The organism is Treponema sp. Marseille-Q4132, assembly GCF_014334835.1.
Classification (GTDB): Bacteria; Spirochaetota; Spirochaetia; order Treponematales; family Treponemataceae; genus Treponema_D; species Treponema_D paredis.
Window position 1 is genome coordinate 247052 of the sequence record NZ_CP060591.1, and the last position, 20428, is coordinate 267479.

Annotated in this window: 19 protein-coding genes; 16 read left to right on the top strand and 3 right to left on the bottom strand. The window is 50.3% G+C overall.

Features of this window, described 5'->3' with window-relative positions; translation table 11 throughout:
• Positions 1-16 precede the first annotated feature (16 nt).
• The 3 genes from H9I35_RS01140 to csrA are packed head-to-tail and all read left to right on the top strand — an operon-like array spanning position 17 to position 1943.
• A complete protein-coding gene (locus tag H9I35_RS01140; RefSeq protein ID WP_187419840.1) occupies positions 17-1261 on the top strand; it encodes a flagellar hook-associated protein 3 in 1245 nt (414 codons plus the stop codon).
• 6 nt (positions 1262-1267) lie between these two features.
• On the top strand, positions 1268-1711 hold the full coding sequence (gene fliW, locus H9I35_RS01145; RefSeq protein ID WP_016519980.1) for a flagellar assembly protein FliW: 444 nt from the start codon (positions 1268-1270) through the stop codon (positions 1709-1711).
• A gap of 1 nt (position 1712) precedes the next feature.
• The gene (gene csrA, locus H9I35_RS01150) at positions 1713-1943 is read left to right on the top strand and encodes a carbon storage regulator CsrA (RefSeq protein ID WP_016519981.1); all 231 of its coding nucleotides are present in this window, start codon (positions 1713-1715) and stop codon (positions 1941-1943) included.
• A gap of 148 nt (positions 1944-2091) precedes the next feature.
• Here csrA and H9I35_RS01155 read toward each other — a convergent pair whose 3' ends face one another.
• The 3 genes from H9I35_RS01155 to H9I35_RS01165 form a co-directional block, all read right to left on the bottom strand.
• Complete coding sequence (locus tag H9I35_RS01155; protein WP_187419841.1) at positions 2092-2673, bottom strand: 3'-5' exonuclease; 582 nt, start codon at positions 2671-2673, stop codon at positions 2092-2094.
• Positions 2657-4441, bottom strand: coding sequence for a phospho-sugar mutase (locus H9I35_RS01160; RefSeq protein WP_187419842.1), 1785 nt, complete (start codon positions 4439-4441; stop codon positions 2657-2659). The genes H9I35_RS01155 and H9I35_RS01160 overlap by 17 nt, the downstream gene beginning before the upstream one ends.
• A 368-nt stretch (positions 4442-4809) precedes the next feature.
• On the bottom strand, positions 4810-6576 hold the full coding sequence (locus tag H9I35_RS01165; RefSeq protein ID WP_252722687.1) for a phosphohexomutase domain-containing protein: 1767 nt from the start codon (positions 6574-6576) through the stop codon (positions 4810-4812).
• 81 nt (positions 6577-6657) lie between these two features.
• Between H9I35_RS01165 and H9I35_RS01170 the strand changes: the two genes are divergently transcribed.
• The 13 genes from H9I35_RS01170 (at position 6658) to H9I35_RS01230 (ending at position 20280) form a co-directional block, all read left to right on the top strand.
• Complete coding sequence (locus H9I35_RS01170) at positions 6658-8025, top strand: MATE family efflux transporter (RefSeq protein WP_187419844.1); 1368 nt, start codon at positions 6658-6660, stop codon at positions 8023-8025.
• Between the two features lie 89 nt (positions 8026-8114).
• On the top strand, positions 8115-8573 hold the full coding sequence (locus tag H9I35_RS01175; protein WP_187419845.1) for an LSm family protein: 459 nt from the start codon (positions 8115-8117) through the stop codon (positions 8571-8573).
• Positions 8574-8627: 54 nt separating this feature from the next.
• Positions 8628-10094 carry a transcription termination factor NusA gene (nusA, locus tag H9I35_RS01180; RefSeq protein ID WP_187419846.1) on the top strand — a complete coding sequence of 489 codons (1467 nt, stop codon included), beginning with the start codon at positions 8628-8630 and terminating at the stop codon, positions 10092-10094.
• Between the two features lie 8 nt (positions 10095-10102).
• Complete coding sequence (infB, locus tag H9I35_RS01185) at positions 10103-12727, top strand: translation initiation factor IF-2 (RefSeq protein WP_187419847.1); 2625 nt, start codon at positions 10103-10105, stop codon at positions 12725-12727.
• Positions 12724-13134 (top strand): 30S ribosome-binding factor RbfA, encoded by a 411-nt coding sequence (gene rbfA, locus H9I35_RS01190; RefSeq protein ID WP_187419848.1) that lies wholly within the window; start codon positions 12724-12726, stop codon positions 13132-13134. Before infB ends, rbfA begins: the two co-directional genes overlap by 4 nt.
• A 6-nt stretch (positions 13135-13140) precedes the next feature.
• Entirely contained in the window at positions 13141-14205 is a 1065-nt protein-coding gene (gene truB / locus H9I35_RS01195; protein ID WP_187419849.1) for a tRNA pseudouridine(55) synthase TruB, read from the top strand.
• Positions 14206-14284: 79 nt separating this feature from the next.
• Positions 14285-14767 carry a divergent PAP2 family protein gene (locus tag H9I35_RS01200; RefSeq protein ID WP_187419850.1) on the top strand — a complete coding sequence of 161 codons (483 nt, stop codon included), beginning with the start codon at positions 14285-14287 and terminating at the stop codon, positions 14765-14767.
• A gap of 5 nt (positions 14768-14772) precedes the next feature.
• Positions 14773-16170 carry a hypothetical protein gene (locus tag H9I35_RS01205; RefSeq protein WP_187419851.1) on the top strand — a complete coding sequence of 466 codons (1398 nt, stop codon included), beginning with the start codon at positions 14773-14775 and terminating at the stop codon, positions 16168-16170.
• Positions 16167-17567 carry a 4Fe-4S dicluster domain-containing protein gene (locus H9I35_RS01210; RefSeq protein ID WP_187419852.1) on the top strand — a complete coding sequence of 467 codons (1401 nt, stop codon included), beginning with the start codon at positions 16167-16169 and terminating at the stop codon, positions 17565-17567. Before H9I35_RS01205 ends, H9I35_RS01210 begins: the two co-directional genes overlap by 4 nt.
• On the top strand, positions 17564-18640 hold the full coding sequence (locus H9I35_RS01215; RefSeq protein WP_187419853.1) for an RnfABCDGE type electron transport complex subunit D: 1077 nt from the start codon (positions 17564-17566) through the stop codon (positions 18638-18640). Before H9I35_RS01210 ends, H9I35_RS01215 begins: the two co-directional genes overlap by 4 nt.
• Entirely contained in the window at positions 18637-19104 is a 468-nt protein-coding gene (locus H9I35_RS01220; protein WP_187419854.1) for a hypothetical protein, read from the top strand. Before H9I35_RS01215 ends, H9I35_RS01220 begins: the two co-directional genes overlap by 4 nt.
• Positions 19104-19721, top strand: a complete 618-nt coding sequence (locus tag H9I35_RS01225) for a hypothetical protein (protein WP_187419855.1) — start codon at positions 19104-19106, stop codon at positions 19719-19721. The genes H9I35_RS01220 and H9I35_RS01225 overlap by 1 nt, the downstream gene beginning before the upstream one ends.
• Positions 19714-20280 (top strand): hypothetical protein, encoded by a 567-nt coding sequence (locus H9I35_RS01230; RefSeq protein WP_187419856.1) that lies wholly within the window; start codon positions 19714-19716, stop codon positions 20278-20280. The genes H9I35_RS01225 and H9I35_RS01230 overlap by 8 nt, the downstream gene beginning before the upstream one ends.
• The last annotated feature ends 148 nt before the right edge of the window (positions 20281-20428 follow it).

Sequence of the window (20428 nt, forward strand, 5' to 3'; positions counted from 1 at the left end):
AATACGGAGGTGCGTTATGCGCAGGGTGAGTTCACAAATGAATAATATGGATGTGCAGTCGAATCTGCGGCTGCAGGAATCCCGTCTTAATAAAATCAACAATCAAATCGGCAGCCAGCGCCGTATTCAGGAACTGCGCGACGATCCGATCGCAGCGGGACATTTGGTGCGTTATCAGTCCTATGCGGCGCGTATCGAAAACTTCGAAAAAAACGCCAAAACGCTTTCCGAGCTTTTTATGCAGCGTGAAGGCTATATGACGAATTCGCTCGACGTCATGCACCGCGTGCGGGAACTCGCCGTTACCGGTGCGAACGGCATCTACACGGGCGAAGATATGAAAAATATGGCGGCGGAAGTCGACGAGCTTTTAAAAGAGCTCGTGCAAAATGCGAACGCGATCGGCGAAGACGGAAACTCGCTCTTTGCCGGTACCGAAACGAAAGTCAGAGCCTTCGACGTCGAAATGGGAAATGTCGCAGGTTCCGGCGTGCCGCTTATCGAAGGCGTGCGCTATAACGGAAACATTTCGGAAACGCAGGTCGAAATCGACGAAAACAAATATTTGACGACGGACAACGCGGGTGTGCGCACTTTTTGGGCGGAGCCGCAGCAGATTTTCGGCGGAAGAGATGCGACCGGCTGGAGAGCGGGAGAAGATTCGGTTATCGCCGTAGACGGTGCGGAAATTAAAATCAACTCAGGCGACAACGTGTATTCGCTTATCGCAAAGATAAACGACAGCAAAGCTGCGGTAAAGGCGACGCTCGATCCCGTAACTCGCGCTTTGAACTTTACCGCAACGGATGCGCGGCAGCTGTGGCTCGAAGACGTTTCGGGATCCGCACTCGCCGACCTCGGTATTATCAAAGACGCAAGTCAAAAGCCTCCGTACAATCTCGCTTCCGGCGTGCGCGCTTCAGGCGGTTCCATGTTCGATGCGGTCATCTCGCTCCGCAATGCGCTTTTGGCAGGCGACCACGAAGCTATCGGAGGCCGCGTGCTCGGTTCTATCGATCAGGGACTTAACAATTTGACCACAAGAATCGCAAAGTCGGGTTCCGAATACGAGCGGGCGGAACTCAACGTAAAGCGCAATTCGGGAACGGCGCTCAACGTAACGCAGCGCATCTCAAGCGAGGGCGATCTCGATTTGACGAAAGCCGCATCCGATATGAAGATGATGGATTTTACCCATCAGGCGACGCTGAGTACGGCCGCGCGTTTGTATTCGAGTACGCTGCTCGATTATTTGAGGTAAGCTTCGATGGACGTTAAGACAAAGGCGATGGGCGTAAAGGACGTCGAAGAAAATCACATCGTTACCTTTCCCGAAGGGCTTTTCGGTTTTGAAGATTATAAAAAATACGCGACGATAGAATCGGAATGGGCGCCGCTCATCTGGCTGCAGTCCCTCGACGACGAGCGCCTTGCGTTTTTGCTTATCGATCCGTTTTTGATCTGTGACAATTACGAAGCGGACATCGACGACGAAAGCTTGCAGAAAATCGGCGTGCACTCTCCCGAAGACCTTATCGTTATGGCGGTCGTCACCGTTCCGTCCGACGGGAGCGCCGTTACCGCAAACCTGCAGGGGCCGATCGTTATCAACAAAAAAAACAACCTGTGCGTGCAAGTGATTTTAAGTGACGTCCGCTGGACGACAAAACACGCGATACTCGATGCGCTTAAAAAACGCGGAGGAAAGTGAAATGCTTATCCTCTCGCGTAAAATCGACGAACAGATTAAAATCGGCGACAATATAACGATTACGATCATTGAAGTCCGCGGCGATCAAGTCAAAGTCGGAATCGAAGCGCCGAAAAGCGTTAAAGTATTCCGCGAAGAAGTGTTCAAAGCGATTCAAAAAGAAAACAAAGCGGCTTCTTCTCCCGACACGGGAGCGCTTGCATCGATATCGGAACTTTTGAAAGGGCGGTGAGCGCTTCGGGCAGCGGCTTAAAAAATCGGCTGCTGCATTTATACGGCAAGTTTGCAGAACACACTTTCCGGTAAAGCGAAGCCGAACGAAGCATCTCCTTAAGCACGGCTTTATCGGCACATACTTTTAAAAATCGCCATTTGTCCGTTTATTTTTTTTGCACCGATTCTGTGTCTTTTAAGCAGCGTAAAAATATTTTGCGGCAGGTTTTCGCGTCGTCCGATGCTCGGTGTGCGTTTTCCGCATCGATCCCCATAGCCTTCGCAAGGTATTGCAGCGAATGATGTTTTGCCGAAGGGTATGCCCAGCGGCTCAAATTCAGCGTATCGACCGCTTTGTTCGCCATGGAAGGCATACCGCTCCGTTCCAATTCTTTATTGATAAAAAGCAAATCGAAGGGCGCGTTGTGCGCGACAAGGATAGCGCTTCCGATAAATTCGATAAAGGCCGGAAGCACCGAAGATGCAGGCGGAGAGAGGGAAAGCATATCGTCGGTGATGTGAGTGAGTTCTGTCGTAAAAGAAGGCAGAGCGATTCCCGGATTTATGAGTGAAGTGAAAGTGCCGAGTACGCCCGTTTTATCGAAGAGCACGGCGCCGATTTCGATGATGCGGCAAGTGTCGGGAGTAAGACCCGTCGTTTCCGTATCGATCGCGGCAAAAACCGCCCCGCCGTTTACGAGGCGGAGCAGTTTTTTGTAATCGCGGAAAATTTTATTGGGCAGCCGCATCGAGCGTCGATTTTATTTCCGAAGCGATTGCATCGCGGAGGAGAGCCGCTTCTTTTTTCGCCTGCGCAAGACCCGCATCGTTGTTGCCTGAAACGGGAACCGTGCAGTTTATGTAGAATTTGATTTTCGGCTCCGTACCCGACGGCCGCGCGCTTACAATCGTTCCGTCGTCGAGGAAAAACTGCAATACATTGCTTTTCGGAAGATCGATCGGTTTTGTCGCCGAAGGATTTGCCGGATCGAAGGAAACGCTCCGTTCGATGTCGCGAATTTCTTTTACGCGTTTACCGCCGAGCGTTTTTAATCCTTCGTTTCTGAGTTTCGTCATAATGCCGCGCATCGATTCCCCGCCCGTAGGACCGGGAAAATACTGTTCGATCGTTTTGTCTTCGAAGTAACCGTATTCTTTGTACATGTCGTCGAGGTGTTCGAGGAGGCTTTTGCCCTTGCTCCTCCAATAGAGCGTCATCTCCGCACACATCGCGGAAGCGGAAATGCCGTCTTTGTCAAACACTTCTTTTTCGATTTTATAGCCGTAGCTTTCTTCGAAACCGAACACGTAGCTTGCCGAGTTGTCTTTTTCCATCGAAGCTTCGACGGCGGCGATCCATTTGAAACCTGTTAAACATTCAAAAACTTTGACGCCGTATTTTTTACAGATGTAGTCGATAAATGGAGAAGTGACGATCGTTCTGACGGCAGCGGGTTTTTCGGGCATTTTGCCGAGCTCTTTTCGTGAAAGCAAAATATATTCGAGAAAAAGCGCGCCCATTTGATTGCCCGTTATCAAAACGAATTTTCCGTCTTTATCGGGGAAAGCCGAGCCGAAGCGATCGGCGTCGGGATCCGTCGCCATAATGCAGTCGGCTTTTTCCTTTTCGCCGAGCGCAATCGCGAGTTTCATCGCAGGCGCTTCTTCGGGGTTCGGTTTTTCGACCGTCGGAAAGTTTCCGTCGGGGTCGCGCTGTTCGGGGACGGTGATCACGTTGAGTCCCAAATCGCCGAGCACTTTTTCGACGTGCATGCCGCCCGTGCCGTGAAGCGGAGTGTAGACGATTTTGACGTCTTTCGCATGTGCTTTGATGAGATCCGGCCGGAAAAGCTGCGCTTTGCACATATCCCAAAATTTTTCGTCGATGTCTTTGTCGATGAGGACGATTTTGCCGGCTTTTATCGCTTCGTCTTTCGACATCGTTTTGACTTCTTTTACGGCGTTGACTTCACCGATAATGCCTTTGTCGTGCGGAGAAATCACTTGCGCGCCGTCGTTCCAATACACTTTATAGCCGTTATAGATGCGCGGGTTGTGGGAAGCCGTTACGATAACGCCGGTGTCGGCACCGAGCGTGCGGACGGCGAACGAAAGTTCGGGCGTGGGCCTGAGCGACGAAAAGAGATAGGCTTTGATGCCGTTCGCCGCGAAAATGCACGCCGCAGCTTCCGCAAACACATCGGAGTTTTTGCGGCTGTCGTAGGCGAGTACGGCAGAAAGCGTGCCCGCCTTTGCCTTTTCGGGAAAGGCTTTGATCACGTAAGAAGCGAGCCCCTGCGTTGCGCGGTTAATGACGAGCGGGTTCATGCGGTTCGTCCCGCCTCCCATTATGCCTCGAAGTCCGCCCGTGCCGAATTCGAGCGATTGATAAAATCTGTCTTCGAGTTCTTTGATATCGTCTTTTGCGATGAGCGACTCGACTTCGTTCCGAAAGTTTTCGTCTTTTTCTTCGGCGATGTACGCATTTGCGCGCTTTAAGATTTCCGATTTTTCCATATCACACTCCCATAAAAAGTTTTGCAGAAAGTTTCAACTTTCGAAAAAGTTTTTAGCCGTGCGCAAACGCGCACACGTCGAATAATCGAGTTTGCAAAATACGGTGTATCATATCTATTCTCTTTTTTATCAAAACGATATGCATATACTTCTTTTGCAAACATCCGTGCAAACTCGAGATAAAAAGCGACGGCGATATTTCAGACGGCGCTTTTTATCGTACCTCCTTTTTATTCTATTATTGTACTGTTGTGCGGTGCGTTCAAGTATAACAGGTTTTTCGCATCGCTTCAATTTCGCCTTTCAAGCGAAGCAAACCTTCCGCGTTTCCGCCGTTTGAAAATACCGACGCAGTGTCTTCGCCGCATTTACGCCTTGTCGGCCTCTTTAAGCATTTTCGTTTCCCATTCGATGAGCATCCGCTCTTCGGCCTGCGCATCTCCTTTTACGTCGCAGAGTATGCGGAAAACGGGTTCCGTACCCGAACCTCGCATCCACATAAAGGATTTCGGATTTTTATCTTTATCGAAAAAGATGATACGAAGCCCGCCTTTACCGCTCTTTGAAAAATCGGAAGCGTTTCTTGTTTCCTCCGTTCCGTTCGTCAAAACCGCTTCATAAGAGACGATACCGTATTTTTTTTCGAGTTCCGCTTTTTTCGACTTCCATTCGCGTTCGAAAATACGCTGAAATCTTCCTTTCAGTATCGCGTTGTCCGCAGTTTTGAGGCGAAGTACGGCGCCGGGTTCGGAAACGCCGGTTGTCGTGTAGACGGGAAGCGTTTCGAGAACGTCGGTGAGCGTAAAGCGTTCTTTGTATGTGTGATGCGATTTTTCGCACCACGCTTTATACAAACCGTCCGTAGTTAATAATTTAATAATTGCGAACAGCGTGGAAAGCGGATCGCGGACGGCGGACGGGTACGTGATGTTCCCTCCGTTTCCGCCTTCGCCGCAAATGCGCACGGTAAAGCCCTTTTCACGAGCGATTCGTGCGGTATTGACGACGTTCGCTTCTCCGACTTCTCCGTGAAAAACTTTTGCGCCGAATACCTTTGCGATGTCGTCGACGCGCATGGACGTGCAGCAGTTGACCGCAACGGCAGGTTTATAGCCGTCCTTTGCAGCGTAAAGCTTGTCGGCGTATGCGAGCTCTGCGAGGACTGAAAGCGCAAATACTTCCTGCGCTTTCAGAGGAAGCGCTTTTTTTTGTTTTTCATTCCAATAGACGATATTGCCCCGATCTCCGTCGCAGTCGGGCATATAGCCGAGTACGGCGTCGGTTTTACCTTCGGCTTGGAGCCTTTCCATTTCTTTTGCGCACCACACGAGATTTTCCGGTTCGGGGATGATTTCATGTGCGATGGCGCCTGCTTTGTCGTTTATCGCATAAAAGCCGATACCGTTTTCGGCAAAAAAATCTTTGTCGATCGAAAGCGTACGCGCCGAACCGTTCATATCGCAGACGATACCGATATGAGCTTTTTCGGCAGCGCTTTTGATGTTTGAAAAAAGAGCGTCCTGTTCGGCGCCTTGGGGAAGAGCGGAGACGACTTCTTTGAGAAACGCCTTATATACGGCAAGCGAGTCTTTTTTACACCCCGGCGATTCCGCGTATACCCATTCCGCATCGCGCATGCTGCACGAATTGAGGAGCGATGCCGCTTTTTGCATCGCTTCGGCATCAGCGCATTTTTCGACGAAGGCTTTGACCATTTTCGCATTTTCTTCGGCGTTTACGACGCCTCCGTCGCTCAAGCCGACTTTAAGCCCGTTGTGACCGATCGGATTATGGCTTGCGGAGATGTAGATAAAGCCGTCGAATTTCCGGGCATAGGCCATGATTTCCGGTGCAGCAACGACGCCGGGATAACGCACGATGGCTTTCCGTGCGAGAAGCGTGCGGACGATCGCCGATGCAACGGCTCCTCCCGTCGGACGAGTGTCCGTACCGCATACGATGACGGGATTTTTTTGTCCCGTTGCGGCGCTGATATAATCGAAAAAAACATCGGCGGCGATAACGGCGAGCGCGGTATTTTCAGAACCGATTTCGCTCGTCGTGTCCTGTTCATCGCCCGATTTTGCAAAAACTTTGCGCCAACCCGACGCGGAAAGAATCATGTTGTGTTCCATAACCGCCATTCTATCATAAAGCTCGCCGAAATGAAATGCTTATCATTGTGCATTTTCCGAAAGCGGATTATACTGATTTTTATGAGCATCGACCGAAACCGCTACTATGAAAAAATGACCGCAACACCTGCGCCGCGTCTTGTGCTTTCGCTCGGTTTTCCGACGACGGTCAGTATGCTCGTTACGAATATCTACAACGTTGCCGATACGTTTTTCGTAGGTCTTGTCGGCACGAGCGCGTCCGCAGCGGTCGGCGTGGTTTTCGGTTTGCAGGCGATCTTTCAAGCCGTCGGTTTTATGCACGGTCACGGAGCGGGAAGCAATATTGCGCGGCATCTCGGGAAAAAAGAAGTCGATGAAGCCTCGGTTTACGCGTCGACGAGTTTTTTTCTCGCACTGGCGGCGGGACTGTTTTTTGTCGCGCTCGGTTTTTTGTGCATCGATCCGCTCTGCCGTCTCTTCGGAAGCACCGATACGATTTTGCCCTATGCGCGAGAGTATGCGTTTTGGATTTTCCTTGCGGCTCCCGCGATGACGGTCGGCTGCGTGACCAACAATATTTTGCGCTATGAGGGCAGGGCTGCTCTTTCGATGATCGGACTTGTCAGCGGCGGAATTATCAATATCTTCCTCGACTGGCTTATGGTGTGCGTGTTTCATACAGGCGTTTCGGGTGCGGGTTTTGCGACGATGATAAGCCAATATATCGCCGTCGCTATTTTGTTATCCATGTTTTTGAGCGGAAAGACGCAAAGCCGCCTTTCGATAAAAGCGCTTTCGAAAACTTCGTGCAGCATCTGTTTCGATATTTGGCGTGTCGGCTCTCCGAGTTTGACGCGGCAGGGGCTGCACAGCGTTTCCGCTATGGTACTCAACAATTGCGCAGGCTCGTGGGGAGATGCGGCCGTCGCCGCCATGGCGATTGTCGGAAAGCTTTCCAATTTTTTGTTTTGTGTCGCCGTCGGCATCGGACAGGGATTTCAGCCCGTATCCGCATTCAACTACGGAGCGGGAAAATACAGCCGCGTGCGCACTGCTTTTTTTACCGCCGCCGTTATGGGAACGGTTTTTCTGTCCGTCTTCGGCCTTGCAGCTTTCGTATTCGCACCCGATCTTGTCCGCTCCATGAGGAACGATGAAGAAGTCGTCGCGATCGGTGCCTTTGCGCTCCGTGCCGCATGCGCTTCTCTTCCCTTTGTGCCGCTGTCGATCGTCGGCGAAATGCTGTTTCAGTCGACGGGCTTTGCGGGAAAGGCGCTCCTTATCTCGTCTCTTCGAAGCGGTATTCTTTTCGTTCCGATAGTCATCCTGTGCTCCGTGACGATGGGATTATTAGGCATCGAAGTGTCTCAGAGTGCGGCGAACGTGCTTGCCTGTTTTTTATCGATTCCGGTTGTCGTTCGATTTTTAAAACGCTTGCCGAGCGATGAATCGCTTGACAGAAATTGAAAAAAATCATACTATATTCGTGTACATTTTAATTATCCTTTAAGATGGACTCGTGACACACGGGTCTTTTTTTTTGATACCGGGAGAAGATGGAGTATATTGCATTTGACGACATTCCGCATTATTCGGAATGCGCCCCGCTCGTGGAAGGGCTGGGCTATCATCTTATCGAATTGAAAATCGTTCCAGCAAAAACGATTACGAAAATTCTTGCGGTTATCGCGCCGAAAGAGCCGGATAAAAACATAAGCGTAAACGATTGTTCGCGCGTTCACCATGCGCTGCTTCCCCGCCTTGAAGCGCTGCTCGGCACCGACAATACATCGATGGAACTTACTTCGCCCGGCATCGACCGCAATGTAAAAAACGCTGCGGAATTTTCTCTGTTTATCGGACGAGCCGTGCGCGTGTGGAGTAAAACGATAAGCGATTGGATCGGCGGAAAAATCGTAAGCGCCGACGAAACGGCTCTTACGATGGAAACGGAAAAAGGAGAGACCGTTACAGTGCCGTACGGAGAGATGGCAAAAGCGAAATTTATACAGTAGGCGGTTTATACCGTATTTTTATTAATTTGCGAGGACAGTATTAGGAGGTTTTCCATGTCGGAAATGGCAGAGGCAATCCGTCAGTTGATACAGGAAAAAGGATATTCGGAAGACTCGGTAAAAACGATCATCGAAAACGCGCTTAAAGCCGCATACAAACGCACTTACGGAACATCCGACAACGCTGTAGTAAAGTTCAACGACGATATGTCGGACGTATCCATCTATTCGCGGAAAACGGTCGTCGACGGAGTGTACGATCCGGTAACGGAAATCGAACTCGAAGATGCGAAAAAACTCAGCGACGAAGTGGAGCTCGGCGACGAAATCGATATTCTCGAAGATCCCAAAAGCTTCGACCGTTCGGCCGTCACGACGGGAAAACAAACCGCTCATCAGGAGCTCAACGAAAGCTACCGCGATACATTGTACAACGAATATAAAAATAAAATCGGCGAAATCGTCGTGTGTTATTGTCAGTATGAACGAAACGGAGACATCTACGTTGATCTCGGAAATGCGGGAAAACTCGAAGGCGTGCTTCCGCAAAAATTCCAATCGCCGAGGGAGCACTACGAAAAAGACGACCGCATCAAAGCGCTCATCGTCAATCTCAGGCGCATATCGACGGGACTGCAGGTTATCCTTTCAAGAAGCGATCCCGAACTCGTGCGTTCGATCATCGAAATGGAAGTGCCCGAAATCGCCGACGGCACGATCGAAATCGTCAAAATCGTCCGTGACGCCGGTCACCGCACAAAGATTGCCGTTTCTTCAAACCGCGAAGACGTCGATCCCGTCGGCGCCTGCGTCGGCTTAAAAGGCGTGCGCATCCAAAACGTCATACGGGAACTGCTCGGCGAAAAAATCGATGTTTTGAAATTCGATCCCGATCCGGCGGTATTTATTAAAAATGCGCTTTCTCCCGCTCAAGTCGAACGCGTGTTTATCCTCGATCAGGAAAAACGTCAAGCGCTCGCGATCGTCGAAGAAAGTCAGTTTTCGCTTGCAATCGGAAAACAGGGGCAAAACGTTCGCCTGGCGAATAAACTGTGCGATTGGAGCATCGACGTCAAAACCGAAGAGCAGGCGGCGGAAATGGATTTGTCCGAGTCGGTTACAATGCAGACGGCTCAAAATCTTTTCAATGATGATGCGGGCGACGAAGACTACGACGAAATCAAAACCGTCGCCGAACTGCCCGGCGTCGACATTCGTGTTGCCGAAATTCTTAAAAATGCAGGCATTGAAGATATCGAACAGTTTGTCGAAGCCTACGACAACGGCGGCTTAAAGCACATAGAAGGATTGACGGAAAGCGATCTCGACGGCGTCGATGCAATTATTAAAAATACCGTCGAGTTCGTAGAAGACGATAACGCTTCGCAGGAGAGTGCGGAAGAAGCGGACGACGATGAAGAAGTATATCACTGTCCGGAATGCGGCGCGGTGATTACACTCGATATGACACATTGTCCCAAGTGCGGTGTCGAGTTTGAATTTAAAGAGGACGAGGAATAGAAAATTTTATGGCGGATGAAGTAGAAAAAAAGCCCGAATTCGTAATTCATCACAAAAGACAGGCGTCGGCCGATAAAGCTCCCGCGTCTCCTGCGGAAAAAAAGCAAAAAAGAGTCGTCATCGTTAAGCGCGCTGCGAAAGCCGCCGACGGTGTAAAGACGGAAAAGGTGCGCGTCGTTGCAAAACAGGATACGAAAGCTGCGGCCGTGCAAAAACCGGTGTCCGAAACATCCGATACCGTCGAAAAAAAGACTCCTGCCGAACCGAAGACTTCCGTGCCGCAGACGCCGGAAACTCCGGTTAAAGCGGTAAAAAGCGCATCCGAGGCTCCTGCGAAAAAAGCGTACGATTTCAACGCGGTTCGCCCGAACGTAAAAGCGGGCAATCTTTCCGACAGAAGCCGTTCCGCCTACCGCGCTTCGTCTCCTCGACCTCAAGGGGCGGGATACGGCACTCGGCCTTACCGCGACGGTACGGGCTTTACCGGAGCACAGGCGCGTGCGGGTTATCAGAGCAGAGAACGTGAAAACCGGCAGGGCACTTATACGCCGGCAAGAGGCGGCAGACCCGGGTTTTCCTCTCCCAGGACGGGGGGCTTCCAGGGCAGAAGCCCTCGTCCGGGCTTTCAAAACGCTCGTCCGGGTTTTACGGGAGGAGCGAGACCGGGAGGATTCGGTTCTCCCGCCGCACTTCCGCCTCCCAAAGGACCTGCAAAAAAATCATTTAAAGGTAAAAAACAGGTTTACCGCAAAACCGATGAACAGCTCGAGGACGATAAATTTTTCGAGCAGCGGAAAAAGGCCGAAACGCCTGCGAACGTCGTTCCGAAATCGATCGATATCATGGAATCGATTTCCGTTTCCGATCTCGCGCGTAAAATGAATTTGAAAGCATCCGACATTATCCAAAAGCTCATGTCTCAAGGCATGATGGTTACGATCAACCAATCGATAGATTCCGATACGGCGACCCTCGTTGCATCCGAATACGGCTGCGATGTGCATCTGGTCAGTTTGTACGACGAAACCCTTATCGAAAGCGAAAAAGACAATGCGGAAACGGTAAAGCCGCGTCCGCCCATCGTCACCGTTATGGGACACGTCGATCACGGTAAAACCAAAACGCTCGATGCGATCCGGCATTCGCACGTCGCCGAAGGGGAGTTCGGCGGCATTACTCAGTCGATAGGCGCGTATTCCGTTTCGACTGAAAAGGGCACGATCACTTTCCTCGATACGCCCGGTCACGAAGCGTTTACGATGATGCGTGCGCGCGGCGCTCAGGTAACCGATATCGTCGTTCTCGTCGTTGCGGCAGACGACGGCGTTATGCCGCAGACGCTTGAAGCGCTTAACCACGCAAAGGATGCAAAGGTTCCGATCATCGTTGCGGTCAATAAAATCGATAAGCCTGAAGCGAATCCCGATCGCGTGCGCACCCAGCTTTCCGAGCGAGGGCTTACGCCTGAGGCTTGGGGCGGCGATACGCAGTATGTCAATATAAGCGCGCTCAAAGGCGAAGGTATAGACGATCTCCTCGATGCGATTTTGCTGCAGGCGGAAATGCTCGAATTGAAAGCCGATTACAACTGCCGTGCCGAAGGAAAGATTCTCGAATCGAGGATCGATCAGGGACGCGGTATCGTTGCGACGGTCGTCGTGCAGCGCGGTACGCTTCATCAGGGCGATCCTTTTGTCGCGGGTATTTATTCCGGTCACGTGCGGGCTATGTTCAACGATCGCGGAAAACGCATTCAGGAAGCCTCTCCGTCCATGCCCGTGGAAGTGCTCGGTATTGAAAGTATGCCGAACGCGGGAGATCCCTTCCAAGTGACGGAAAGCGAAAAAGACGCGCGCGAAGTTTCGGTAAAGCGGCAGGAATTGAAGCGCTTCGAAGAAGCTCGCGCTGTCAAAAAAGTTACGCTCGAAACGCTTTATCAGACTATCGACGCGAGCAATGTCAAAGAATTCCGCGTTATCATCAAAGCGGATTTGCAGGGTTCGGCCGAAGCGCTCAAAACCGCGCTCGAAAAACTTTCGACGAAAGATATCCGCCTCGTCGTCATCCATTCGTCGGCGGGAGCCATCAACGAAAGCGACGTTACGCTTGCGAGCGCGGACCGCAATGCGATCATCATCGGATTCAATGTGCGTCCGACGGCGAAGGCAAAGCTGCTGGCCGATCAGGAACGCGTCGAAATCCGAAAGTATTCGATCATTTACAAAGCCGTCGAAGAAGTGCAGGCGGCGATGGAAGGCATGCTCACGCCCGATACGAAAGAGGAAGTTACCGGTACGCTTGAAGTGCGCAATACGTTCAAAGTACCGCGCGTCGGCGTCATCGCAGGCTGCTATGTTACCGACGGTATCATCAAGCGGAGCGGCAGCGTTAACCTCATCCGCGACGGCATCGTCAAATTCACCGGAAAGATTTCATCGCTCAAGCGCTTTAAAGACGATGCGAAAGAAGTCGCCGCCGGTTACGAATGCGGCGTCGGCATCGAAGATTGGCAGGATATCCAAGTCGGCGATACGCTTGAAGCGTTCGAACTCATTAAAGTGGCGAGAAAGCTCGGCGACTCGCTCGCCGAAGAAGCCGCTGCCGCCGAATCGAGTGAGGGCGAAAAAGCGTGAAGCAGTACCGCATGCAGCGACTCGGCGAGCAGCTGCGCGATGAAATCTCAAAGCTCATCATCACCGAGCAGGTAAAAGATCCGCGCGTGTCGACGTTTTTGACGGTAAACCGCGTCGATGTGTCGAACGATTTGAGTTACGGAAAAGTCTACGTTTCGAGCTTTCTTCCCGACGCTCAGGTAAAGACGGGCGTCGAAGGCTTAAACAGTGCCGCGGGCTTTATCCAGTCGGCCATTGCAAAAAAGCTCCGCATCCGCCAGTTTCCGCATTTGACCTTTTACGTCGATACGGCGATGAAAGAAGGCTTTGAAATGGTGCAAAAGCTGAACGAACTTGAAAGGGAAGGACGCACTGCCGGAAAGGCGGAACATGCCGATGCGGTTTCGAATCCTCCGGAAGCGGAGTAGACTCGGATGCAGGGCGGCATCGTTCTTTTTGCAAAGCGTCCGGGTCTGACAAGTTTTTCATCCCTTTATTCGATTAAGCGCGCGCTCGCTACGAAAAAAGTCGGACATACGGGAACGCTTGACAGTTTCGCATCCGGTCTCCTCGTCGTCTGTACCGGCTCTCTCACCCGCCTTGCATCATACATCACTTCTTTTAATAAAACATACGACGCCGTCATCGAATTCGGAAGCGAAACCGATACGCTCGAATATACCGGAAAAATCGTCAAAACCGCACCGCTTCCGAAAAAAGACGATGTCCTTTCCGCGATCGAACACTATACGGGAGACATACTGCAGACGCCGCCGCTTTTTTCCGCGCTGCATATAAACGGCGAGCGAGCAAGCGATATTGCGCGGAGCGGACGCAGCGCCGAAATGCCCTCCCGCCCCGTTACCGTATTCGCTTCCGAAGCGGAAGAGTTTTTATTCGAAGACGGTCGTGTAAAAGCCGTCCGCGTCCGCTTTAGCGTTTCAAAGGGGACGTATATCAGAAGCCTTGCCCGCGATATCGGATCGTATTGCAAAAGCGCAGCCCACCTTGCGGGCTTGAGGCGGCTTTCGGTCGGAAGTTTTCGCCTCGAAGACGCTGCGGGTTTTTCATCGCTTGCGCCGTTTACGATACGGTCGGTATATAAAACGATTTCCGATATGCAAAAAACGCAATCCGCTTCATGTAAGGCGGACGCGTCGGAACATACCCCGCATTCGAAAGAAAACGAACAAAGCGAAGTGCTGGAAAAGATGCAATCGATGACGGAGCGACTTGCAGCCGAATGCGGCTTCGGTACGACGCACATCCTTTCCGCATACGAAGACGATTTCAAACACGGGAGGCCGCTTTTTTCTTCGATGTTTGAAAAAGAGACTGCCGGTGCATGTGCGGCAAGCGCTGAGTTTTCGGCGAACGGTACTTGCGCTTCCGGCGGTGTGGGGTCGATTGCGGTTTTCGGAAAGCACGGTATTTTTTTGGGAATGATCTCGCGGAGGGGCGAGGACACGTATTCGTACGCTTTCGTGGTTCCCGATTGACGGGATTATGAAGCGAAGAGCCGCTCTTTTACGCTTCGCGCGTGTTGTAAAAAAGACGCTATCGTGATACTATAGGAATATGTTGCTGTCGGTAAAAGAACAACTGAAACTTTTTTTAGCGAATCCTATTTTTTTGGCGTGCATTTGCAGCTGGTTTTGTTCGCAGTTTTTAAAAACGATCATTGCACTGCTGTCTCATAAAATCCGCAGCTTGTCCGTACTCTTTGAAATGATGGTGTGGCGGACGGGCAGCCTTCCGTCAAGTCATTCCGCAATCGTTGCGGCTTTGACGACGTCCATCGGTTTTCATTCGGGAATTCATTCCGACGTATTCATTTTGTCGCTGTGTTTTTTACTCGTAACCGTCCGCGATGCGCTCGGAGTGAGAAGGGCGAACGGTATTCAGGCGAAGCGATTGAACGAAATCGGCAAAGAGCTCAACCGTCAAAATATCGTTGCGTATACTCCGATAAAAGAAGTGCAGGGGCATACTCCGCTCGAAGTCATCGCAGGACTTCTTATCGGTTTTTCGATCGGATTGGCATTTTCATTGCTGCAGTAGAGATTATGACCCCGATAAAAAAAATAATAATTTTTTGCAGTATTGCCGCAGTTTTATTTTTTATTCCGCTTGTTTTTCGAAGCGTACCGTCGGGAAATTTATGGAAAGGTTACCGCATCGTATATGTCGATGACACGGCGGACGAAGATTATGTATCGGGTATATTAAAAAATGCCGGATGCGAAAACGTCATAAGCCTCGCTTCCCAAAAGTTTCCCATTATGATTCCCGTCGATTCCGTCGAACGCTCTCTTGCCCTCGCTTCGGCCGATGAAGACGGCTACCTTGCAAAAAGAAGGGCTTATTTTTTCGATAAGGGAAATCGATATCGCCTTTATTATATCGAAGACCGGTATGAAGGGCTTGCCGAAGATGCGCTGCGCGTTTTTCGGAACGCAGGCGTGGATGCGGGACTCGACACGCAAAGCGTATATCCTTTTATCGTACCGCTTGTCTGTACTGCATTTGCGCTTCTTTTATGCGTTCTTTCTTCGCATCGTCTCCTCTTTTTTGTAACGGCGGTATTTCCGCTTTCTTTTACCGCATGTGTGCCGTTTTATTCTGCGGCATCGGCCGGCTGTCTTTTTCTGTATGCGCTTTTTATCGCGCTCAGACTTTGGAAGAGGCGCGGCGCTTTTTCTTTTATCAAAACGGATATTTCCGTGATTGCATTTTCGGCTGCCGCTTTTGCACTTGCATGTATATCGTCGCTGAGATGCGCATTGCTTTTTACTGCCGCTGCGGGGGGCGTCGTATCTTCTCTTTTTGCGTTTTACGAGGCGGAAAAGTTGTACGAAGCGCGTTACCGTTTTAAACCCGTTCCGATACGGCCTGCGCGGGAAATGCCGCTTTTTACGAAAAAGATAATGCACGCAGCCGCCGCCTGTGCGTCGAGTATCGCAGTTTTTTTGGCCGCATCTCTTTTTTCGAGCGTTTCAACCGCTTTTGCCGCATCTCCTTTTTCAAGCGCGGCTCAGCTCGAATTTCCTTCTGCGAGTGCCCGATCGATGACGGGAAGTTTTCCGACGCTCAACGAATATGTCGCATGGTGCTGGAATACGAAAACCGCGCCGTACCGTTCGATTTACGATCAAAAAAAATACGACAAAAATCCGAAAGCGGGAGACAGCATCGTTTTTCCGCGTTTTTCCGACAGCGAAAATGGTATTTCCGCGACGAGCGTTTCCATGATTTTCGATAAAAGTTTTTACGATGCGTCCGTCGGCGGTATCGATGCGCTGCCGTATCCCGCCGTTGAAAAACTGATAAAAGCGCAAGGAGAAAATGCGCATGCGGGTTATGCGTTTTCGGTTTCGGGAGGCGGGGGACTTTTGCATACGCTGCTTATAATCTTTGCGTTTTGTATGCCCTCTCTTTTTTTTGTACGGAGTAAACTGCGATGAAGATGATTCCCGTCATACACACAAACGAAGGAAATCTCGTTAAACGCGCGGTAAACGGTTTTTTGCAGCCGGTCGTGACGATTCCCTTGCTGCATGAAACGTATGGGGATCTCGTTTGTCTCGTTCATCCCGGAGACCGCGTGCGCGAAGGAGAAACCATTGCCGTTCCTTCTTCCTCTCATCCCCTCCGCTCGGGTGCAAAAGTCCACTCAAGCGTACCGGGTATCGTCGAAGATATCGTTTCATGTGTCAGTCCGAACGGACGTGAAGAGCGCGCGGTACGGATACGGCTTACCGGAAGATTTTCATATCTCGGGAAAAAGCGCTTTTCCGAAAACTGGCGTTCTCTTCCTCCTTCGGAAATAATTCGGAAAATTGCGGATTCGGGCGTTATAAACACTTTCGATACGGCCGAGCCTGTCTCTCTTGCATCTCAAATCGAAGATACGGAAATGAAAGAGAGAAACGTGCTTGTCGTGCGCCTCTACGACGACGATCCCAAGCGCATTACCGATTCCGTTTTATCAAAATCGTTTTTCGACGATATCAAAACGGGAGCCTTTATCGTTTCCCGCGCTCTCGGAGGGGCGGGTATCGTTTTTGCATACGATGCCGAAAATATGCAAAAGAGTGCGAGTGCCGGAAAAAAAGGAAAGCCGGGTGAAAAATCTCCGGCACAATCGGACGGAAAAACCGATCCAATTGAAAATGCGGATCGGAGTTTTATGAATGTCGAAGGTGCTCCGGCTCCGATATGCTTCGTTCCCGTCGATATAACCGAATATCCGGCCGGTTTCCGCAATGAAATAATCGATGCCGTAAAAAAATCGGCAAAAGAAAAACCGTTCAATAAAATCTCAGCCGGATGCGTTTTTGCCGATGCCGCATCGATGATTGCGGTAAACAATGCCCTTTGCTTCGGCGTGCCGTCGGTTGAACAGTATGTACATGTTTCAGGCGAATGCATACCGGCGGAAGCTCTTATGAAAGTACGCGTCGGAACGACGATGCGCTACCTTGCCGAACAATGCGGCGGATTAAAGCGCTCTTCCGCAGCCGTCGTCGTAAACGGTCTTATGCTCGGAAGCTTTTGTGCAAGTCTTGACGCTCCGGTGACGAAATACGTAAAATCGGTTTCATTCCTTTCCGCGCGCCGTATTCCCGATCGGAATGAGCAGCCGTGCGTGCGCTGCGGCGAATGCCGCCTCGTCTGTCCCCGTCATCTGTCGCCGGACATATTGTACCGGCACGCATCGGGCGGCGCGGAAGCGCAAAAAGAATATATCGACTCGGCGGTATTGTGTTCGGGGTGCGGACTGTGCAATTCGGTGTGTCCCTCACGGCTTTCGATAAGCCAGGCGATAACACGAATGCGCCATGCGGGAGAATCGCTATGAATGATATGACTGACGCGTTTTTTAAAAAGAAAAAACCGCTGCGGCCTTTTTTGTATCTTTCGCCGTCGGCTCAAAATATTTCGCTCGTTTCGCTGTGTTTGCTGTCGCTGCAAGTGCTTATGCTTGCACTTACCGAAAGCTGGGGCGCGCTTATCGTCATAGGCGCTTCTCTGTCGGGATTTATCGGAGCCGATTTGCTGCATGCAAAACTCGTATCATCGTCGCGCTTTTCTCTCGTTTCCGCAATTTTTCAGGGAACCGTTACGGGTATGCTGCTTCCGTCGACTTTTCATCCCGTGACGGTTTTTTGCATCGCATTCTCTACGATGTTTTTAATAAAATATCTTTCCGGAAATTTTGCGGATCATTGGATAAACTCCGCCGTTCTCGCTGTCGCATTCGCATGGATTGTCGGTATGAGCGCGTTTCCTGCAAACCCTTTGACGAAAGACATATTGCAGATTAAAAATCCGTCCTATATTTTAATTCAAAACGGCGTATTTCCGATTATGAACGGAGACAGATCGGTGACTGAAGCGCTCAACAATACGATATTCGGGTTTGCCAATATTTCTATTCCCGAAGGTTATATTTCGCTTTTGTGGGATACCCATTCTGTGATTCCCGCATTCCGCTTCAATACGCTCACGCTTTTGGCATCCGTTGTTTTATTTGCTTCGGGTATGCAGGGTCTTCTCATTCCGGCTTCGTTTGCAGCCGTTTACACTCTCCTTGTCCGCTTCGTTTCCCCCGTTTTTACGGGAGCTATGGCGGGTCAGGGCGATATGATTTTATCGCTGTGTACCGGAGGCACTCTTTTTTGCGCCGTTTTCGTCGTGCAGCAGTACGGCACGGTGCCGCTTTCAAAAAACGGAAAAATACTCTACGGTATTCTGGCAGGCATTTTCGCCTTTGCGATCGCCGGCTGCGGTACTTCTTCGGCGGGAATGATTTTTGCGGTTTTGTGCGCGAATATCGTTTCGCCTCTTATTCAGGCTGCCGAAGACAGGAGAGATGTGTCCCGTCTTCGTGCAATGCTCTCGTCGCTCCGAAGAGAAAAGGATTCAAGATGACCGAACGATTTTCAAAAGAAGCTCTGCAGGAATACGGTATTTTTGCGGGAAGTATGGTATTGCTTGTCCTTATACTTTCCGTAACGATAATTTTCACAAAGGGGATGTGGCACGAAGGTCTTAAATCCGAAGTTTCCCGCGTGCTTGAAGAAAGCGGAGACGGAATGTGGAGAGTAGGGGATTTTATCGATTTTGATTCTTCACTTTCTTTATCAGCCGCGTGCTTCAGAGCGACGAGTAAAAACGAAAGCGGTTATGTGTGCGTCGTGCGCATGCAAACGATATACGGTCCCGTTCCCGCCGTCTTTATTTTAAATGAACGCTATGCCGCGCGCTTTGCCGGTATTGCGGGATTGCACGGAAGCATAGAGCGTGCGATTGAAAACGGAGCGGCGAAAAGCCAAATCCGCTATTGGGCGGAACGTATTTCCCGTATTGTGCGCGAAAAGGAGGAAAACTCGTAATGCATAAGAGATTCGTTTCGCTTTATTTTTCGGCTTCGCTTGCCTGTATGATTCCTTTTCCCGGCCGCTTTGCGTACGGTATTATCCTCGCCGTCGAACTTTTCGTCCTCGTTTTCGGTGCGACATTGTTTCGTGCCGCAATAGGAAAGCTCGAATTCGTGCGCAGCGGAAATCTTTTTTTTATGGTCTTTGTCATATTTCTTACGATGCTTTTCCGCCAGATTCTCGCAGCCCTTTTTCCTATCGCCGCCCTCAGTGCGGGCTTTGCCCTTTATGTGCCTGCAATTTCCGCGTTTACCGCAGGCTTTTTTTCGGAAAATGAAAAAGAAAGCGGAAAATCGATTTTAAAACGAAACTTCTTTTATACGGCGATTTTTTGCGCTTTCGTACTTGTGTTTTTTTTACTGCGCGATCTCGTCGGTTTCGGAACGATTACCTATATCACGGCGCGCGGCATTGCGGAAAAAGTGCTTTTTGATTCGGAGCGCGCCGCTTTTGCTTCTTTTTTTGCGACTCTTCCCGGAGTCCTTCTTTCGCTTTCGCTTATCGCCTTCGTCCATGCGTTTGTCGCGTCAAAATCCATGCGTGAAAAAAAAACGGAGATGAACCGTGATTGATATTCTGTTTTACTATGTGTTTTATTCTTCCGCAGTTTTATTTTACGGTATCGGTTTTCGCCGTGCGGCCGCTTTGAGCGTGTCGTCTTTCGATAAAAGCGTTTTCCGTCCCGCCCTCCGATGCGGCTTTGCGGCTCTCGCTTCGACGTTTTTAACGGCGCTTATTACGGAAAAACTTTTCTCTCCGCTCGGCATTGCCGAACTCTTTCCGCTTCCGGCTTTTTTTATACTTGCCGCAGTTGCCGCCGGTACGGGAATAGTTTTACCGGCTAAAGCGGTATTGCAGACAAAGGAATTCGCCGTTTCATATCTTATCGTTCTCCTTGCGCTTTTCGAAAGCTCGCGGCTTTCCGATGCCGTTTTTACAGCTGCAAGCTGTATGCTTTCATTCGTATTTGTGATCCCCGTTTTATCCGCCGTTCGATACAGAATCGATATCGCGCGTTCAAAAAACGAAAAAGCGGCACGGGGCATGCTCATCATGATCGTTTCGGCAATTCTCATAATAGCCTGCAGCGCGTGGAACGTTTCCTGGCTCAACGATTATTTTGTGCGCTGATGTTTCGTCGCCGGAAATATTTTTTATATCGATAAATCCGAAGCTCGAAAAAAATTGAAAAGTAAATTCTTAAATTAGTATTGAAAAATGTAAAAAAAGGACTTTAAAATATGGCAAAGATGGTATAAAATAAGCGAAAGGAGTTTTA

Coding starts and splice junctions, on each gene's coding strand:
- nusA (WP_187419846.1), top strand. CDS start 8,628: ATGTCGGAAATGGCAGAGGCAATCCGTCAGTTGATACAGGAAAAAGGA.
- H9I35_RS01175 (WP_187419845.1), top strand. CDS start 8,115: ATGGAGTATATTGCATTTGACGACATTCCGCATTATTCGGAATGCGCC.
- infB (WP_187419847.1), top strand. CDS start 10,103: ATGGCGGATGAAGTAGAAAAAAAGCCCGAATTCGTAATTCATCACAAA.
- H9I35_RS01140 (WP_187419840.1), top strand. CDS start 17: ATGCGCAGGGTGAGTTCACAAATGAATAATATGGATGTGCAGTCGAAT.
- H9I35_RS01160 (WP_187419842.1), bottom strand. CDS start 4,441: ATGGAAAAATCGGAAATCTTAAAGCGCGCAAATGCGTACATCGCCGAA.
- csrA (WP_016519981.1), top strand. CDS start 1,713: ATGCTTATCCTCTCGCGTAAAATCGACGAACAGATTAAAATCGGCGAC.
- fliW (WP_016519980.1), top strand. CDS start 1,268: ATGGACGTTAAGACAAAGGCGATGGGCGTAAAGGACGTCGAAGAAAAT.
- H9I35_RS01220 (WP_187419854.1), top strand. CDS start 18,637: ATGACCGAACGATTTTCAAAAGAAGCTCTGCAGGAATACGGTATTTTT.
- H9I35_RS01225 (WP_187419855.1), top strand. CDS start 19,104: ATGCATAAGAGATTCGTTTCGCTTTATTTTTCGGCTTCGCTTGCCTGT.
- H9I35_RS01205 (WP_187419851.1), top strand. CDS start 14,773: ATGACCCCGATAAAAAAAATAATAATTTTTTGCAGTATTGCCGCAGTT.
- H9I35_RS01210 (WP_187419852.1), top strand. CDS start 16,167: ATGAAGATGATTCCCGTCATACACACAAACGAAGGAAATCTCGTTAAA.
- H9I35_RS01155 (WP_187419841.1), bottom strand. CDS start 2,673: ATGCGGCTGCCCAATAAAATTTTCCGCGATTACAAAAAACTGCTCCGC.
- truB (WP_187419849.1), top strand. CDS start 13,141: ATGCAGGGCGGCATCGTTCTTTTTGCAAAGCGTCCGGGTCTGACAAGT.
- H9I35_RS01215 (WP_187419853.1), top strand. CDS start 17,564: ATGAATGATATGACTGACGCGTTTTTTAAAAAGAAAAAACCGCTGCGG.
- H9I35_RS01165 (WP_252722687.1), bottom strand. CDS start 6,576: ATGGAACACAACATGATTCTTTCCGCGTCGGGTTGGCGCAAAGTTTTT.
- H9I35_RS01200 (WP_187419850.1), top strand. CDS start 14,285: ATGTTGCTGTCGGTAAAAGAACAACTGAAACTTTTTTTAGCGAATCCT.
- H9I35_RS01170 (WP_187419844.1), top strand. CDS start 6,658: ATGAGCATCGACCGAAACCGCTACTATGAAAAAATGACCGCAACACCT.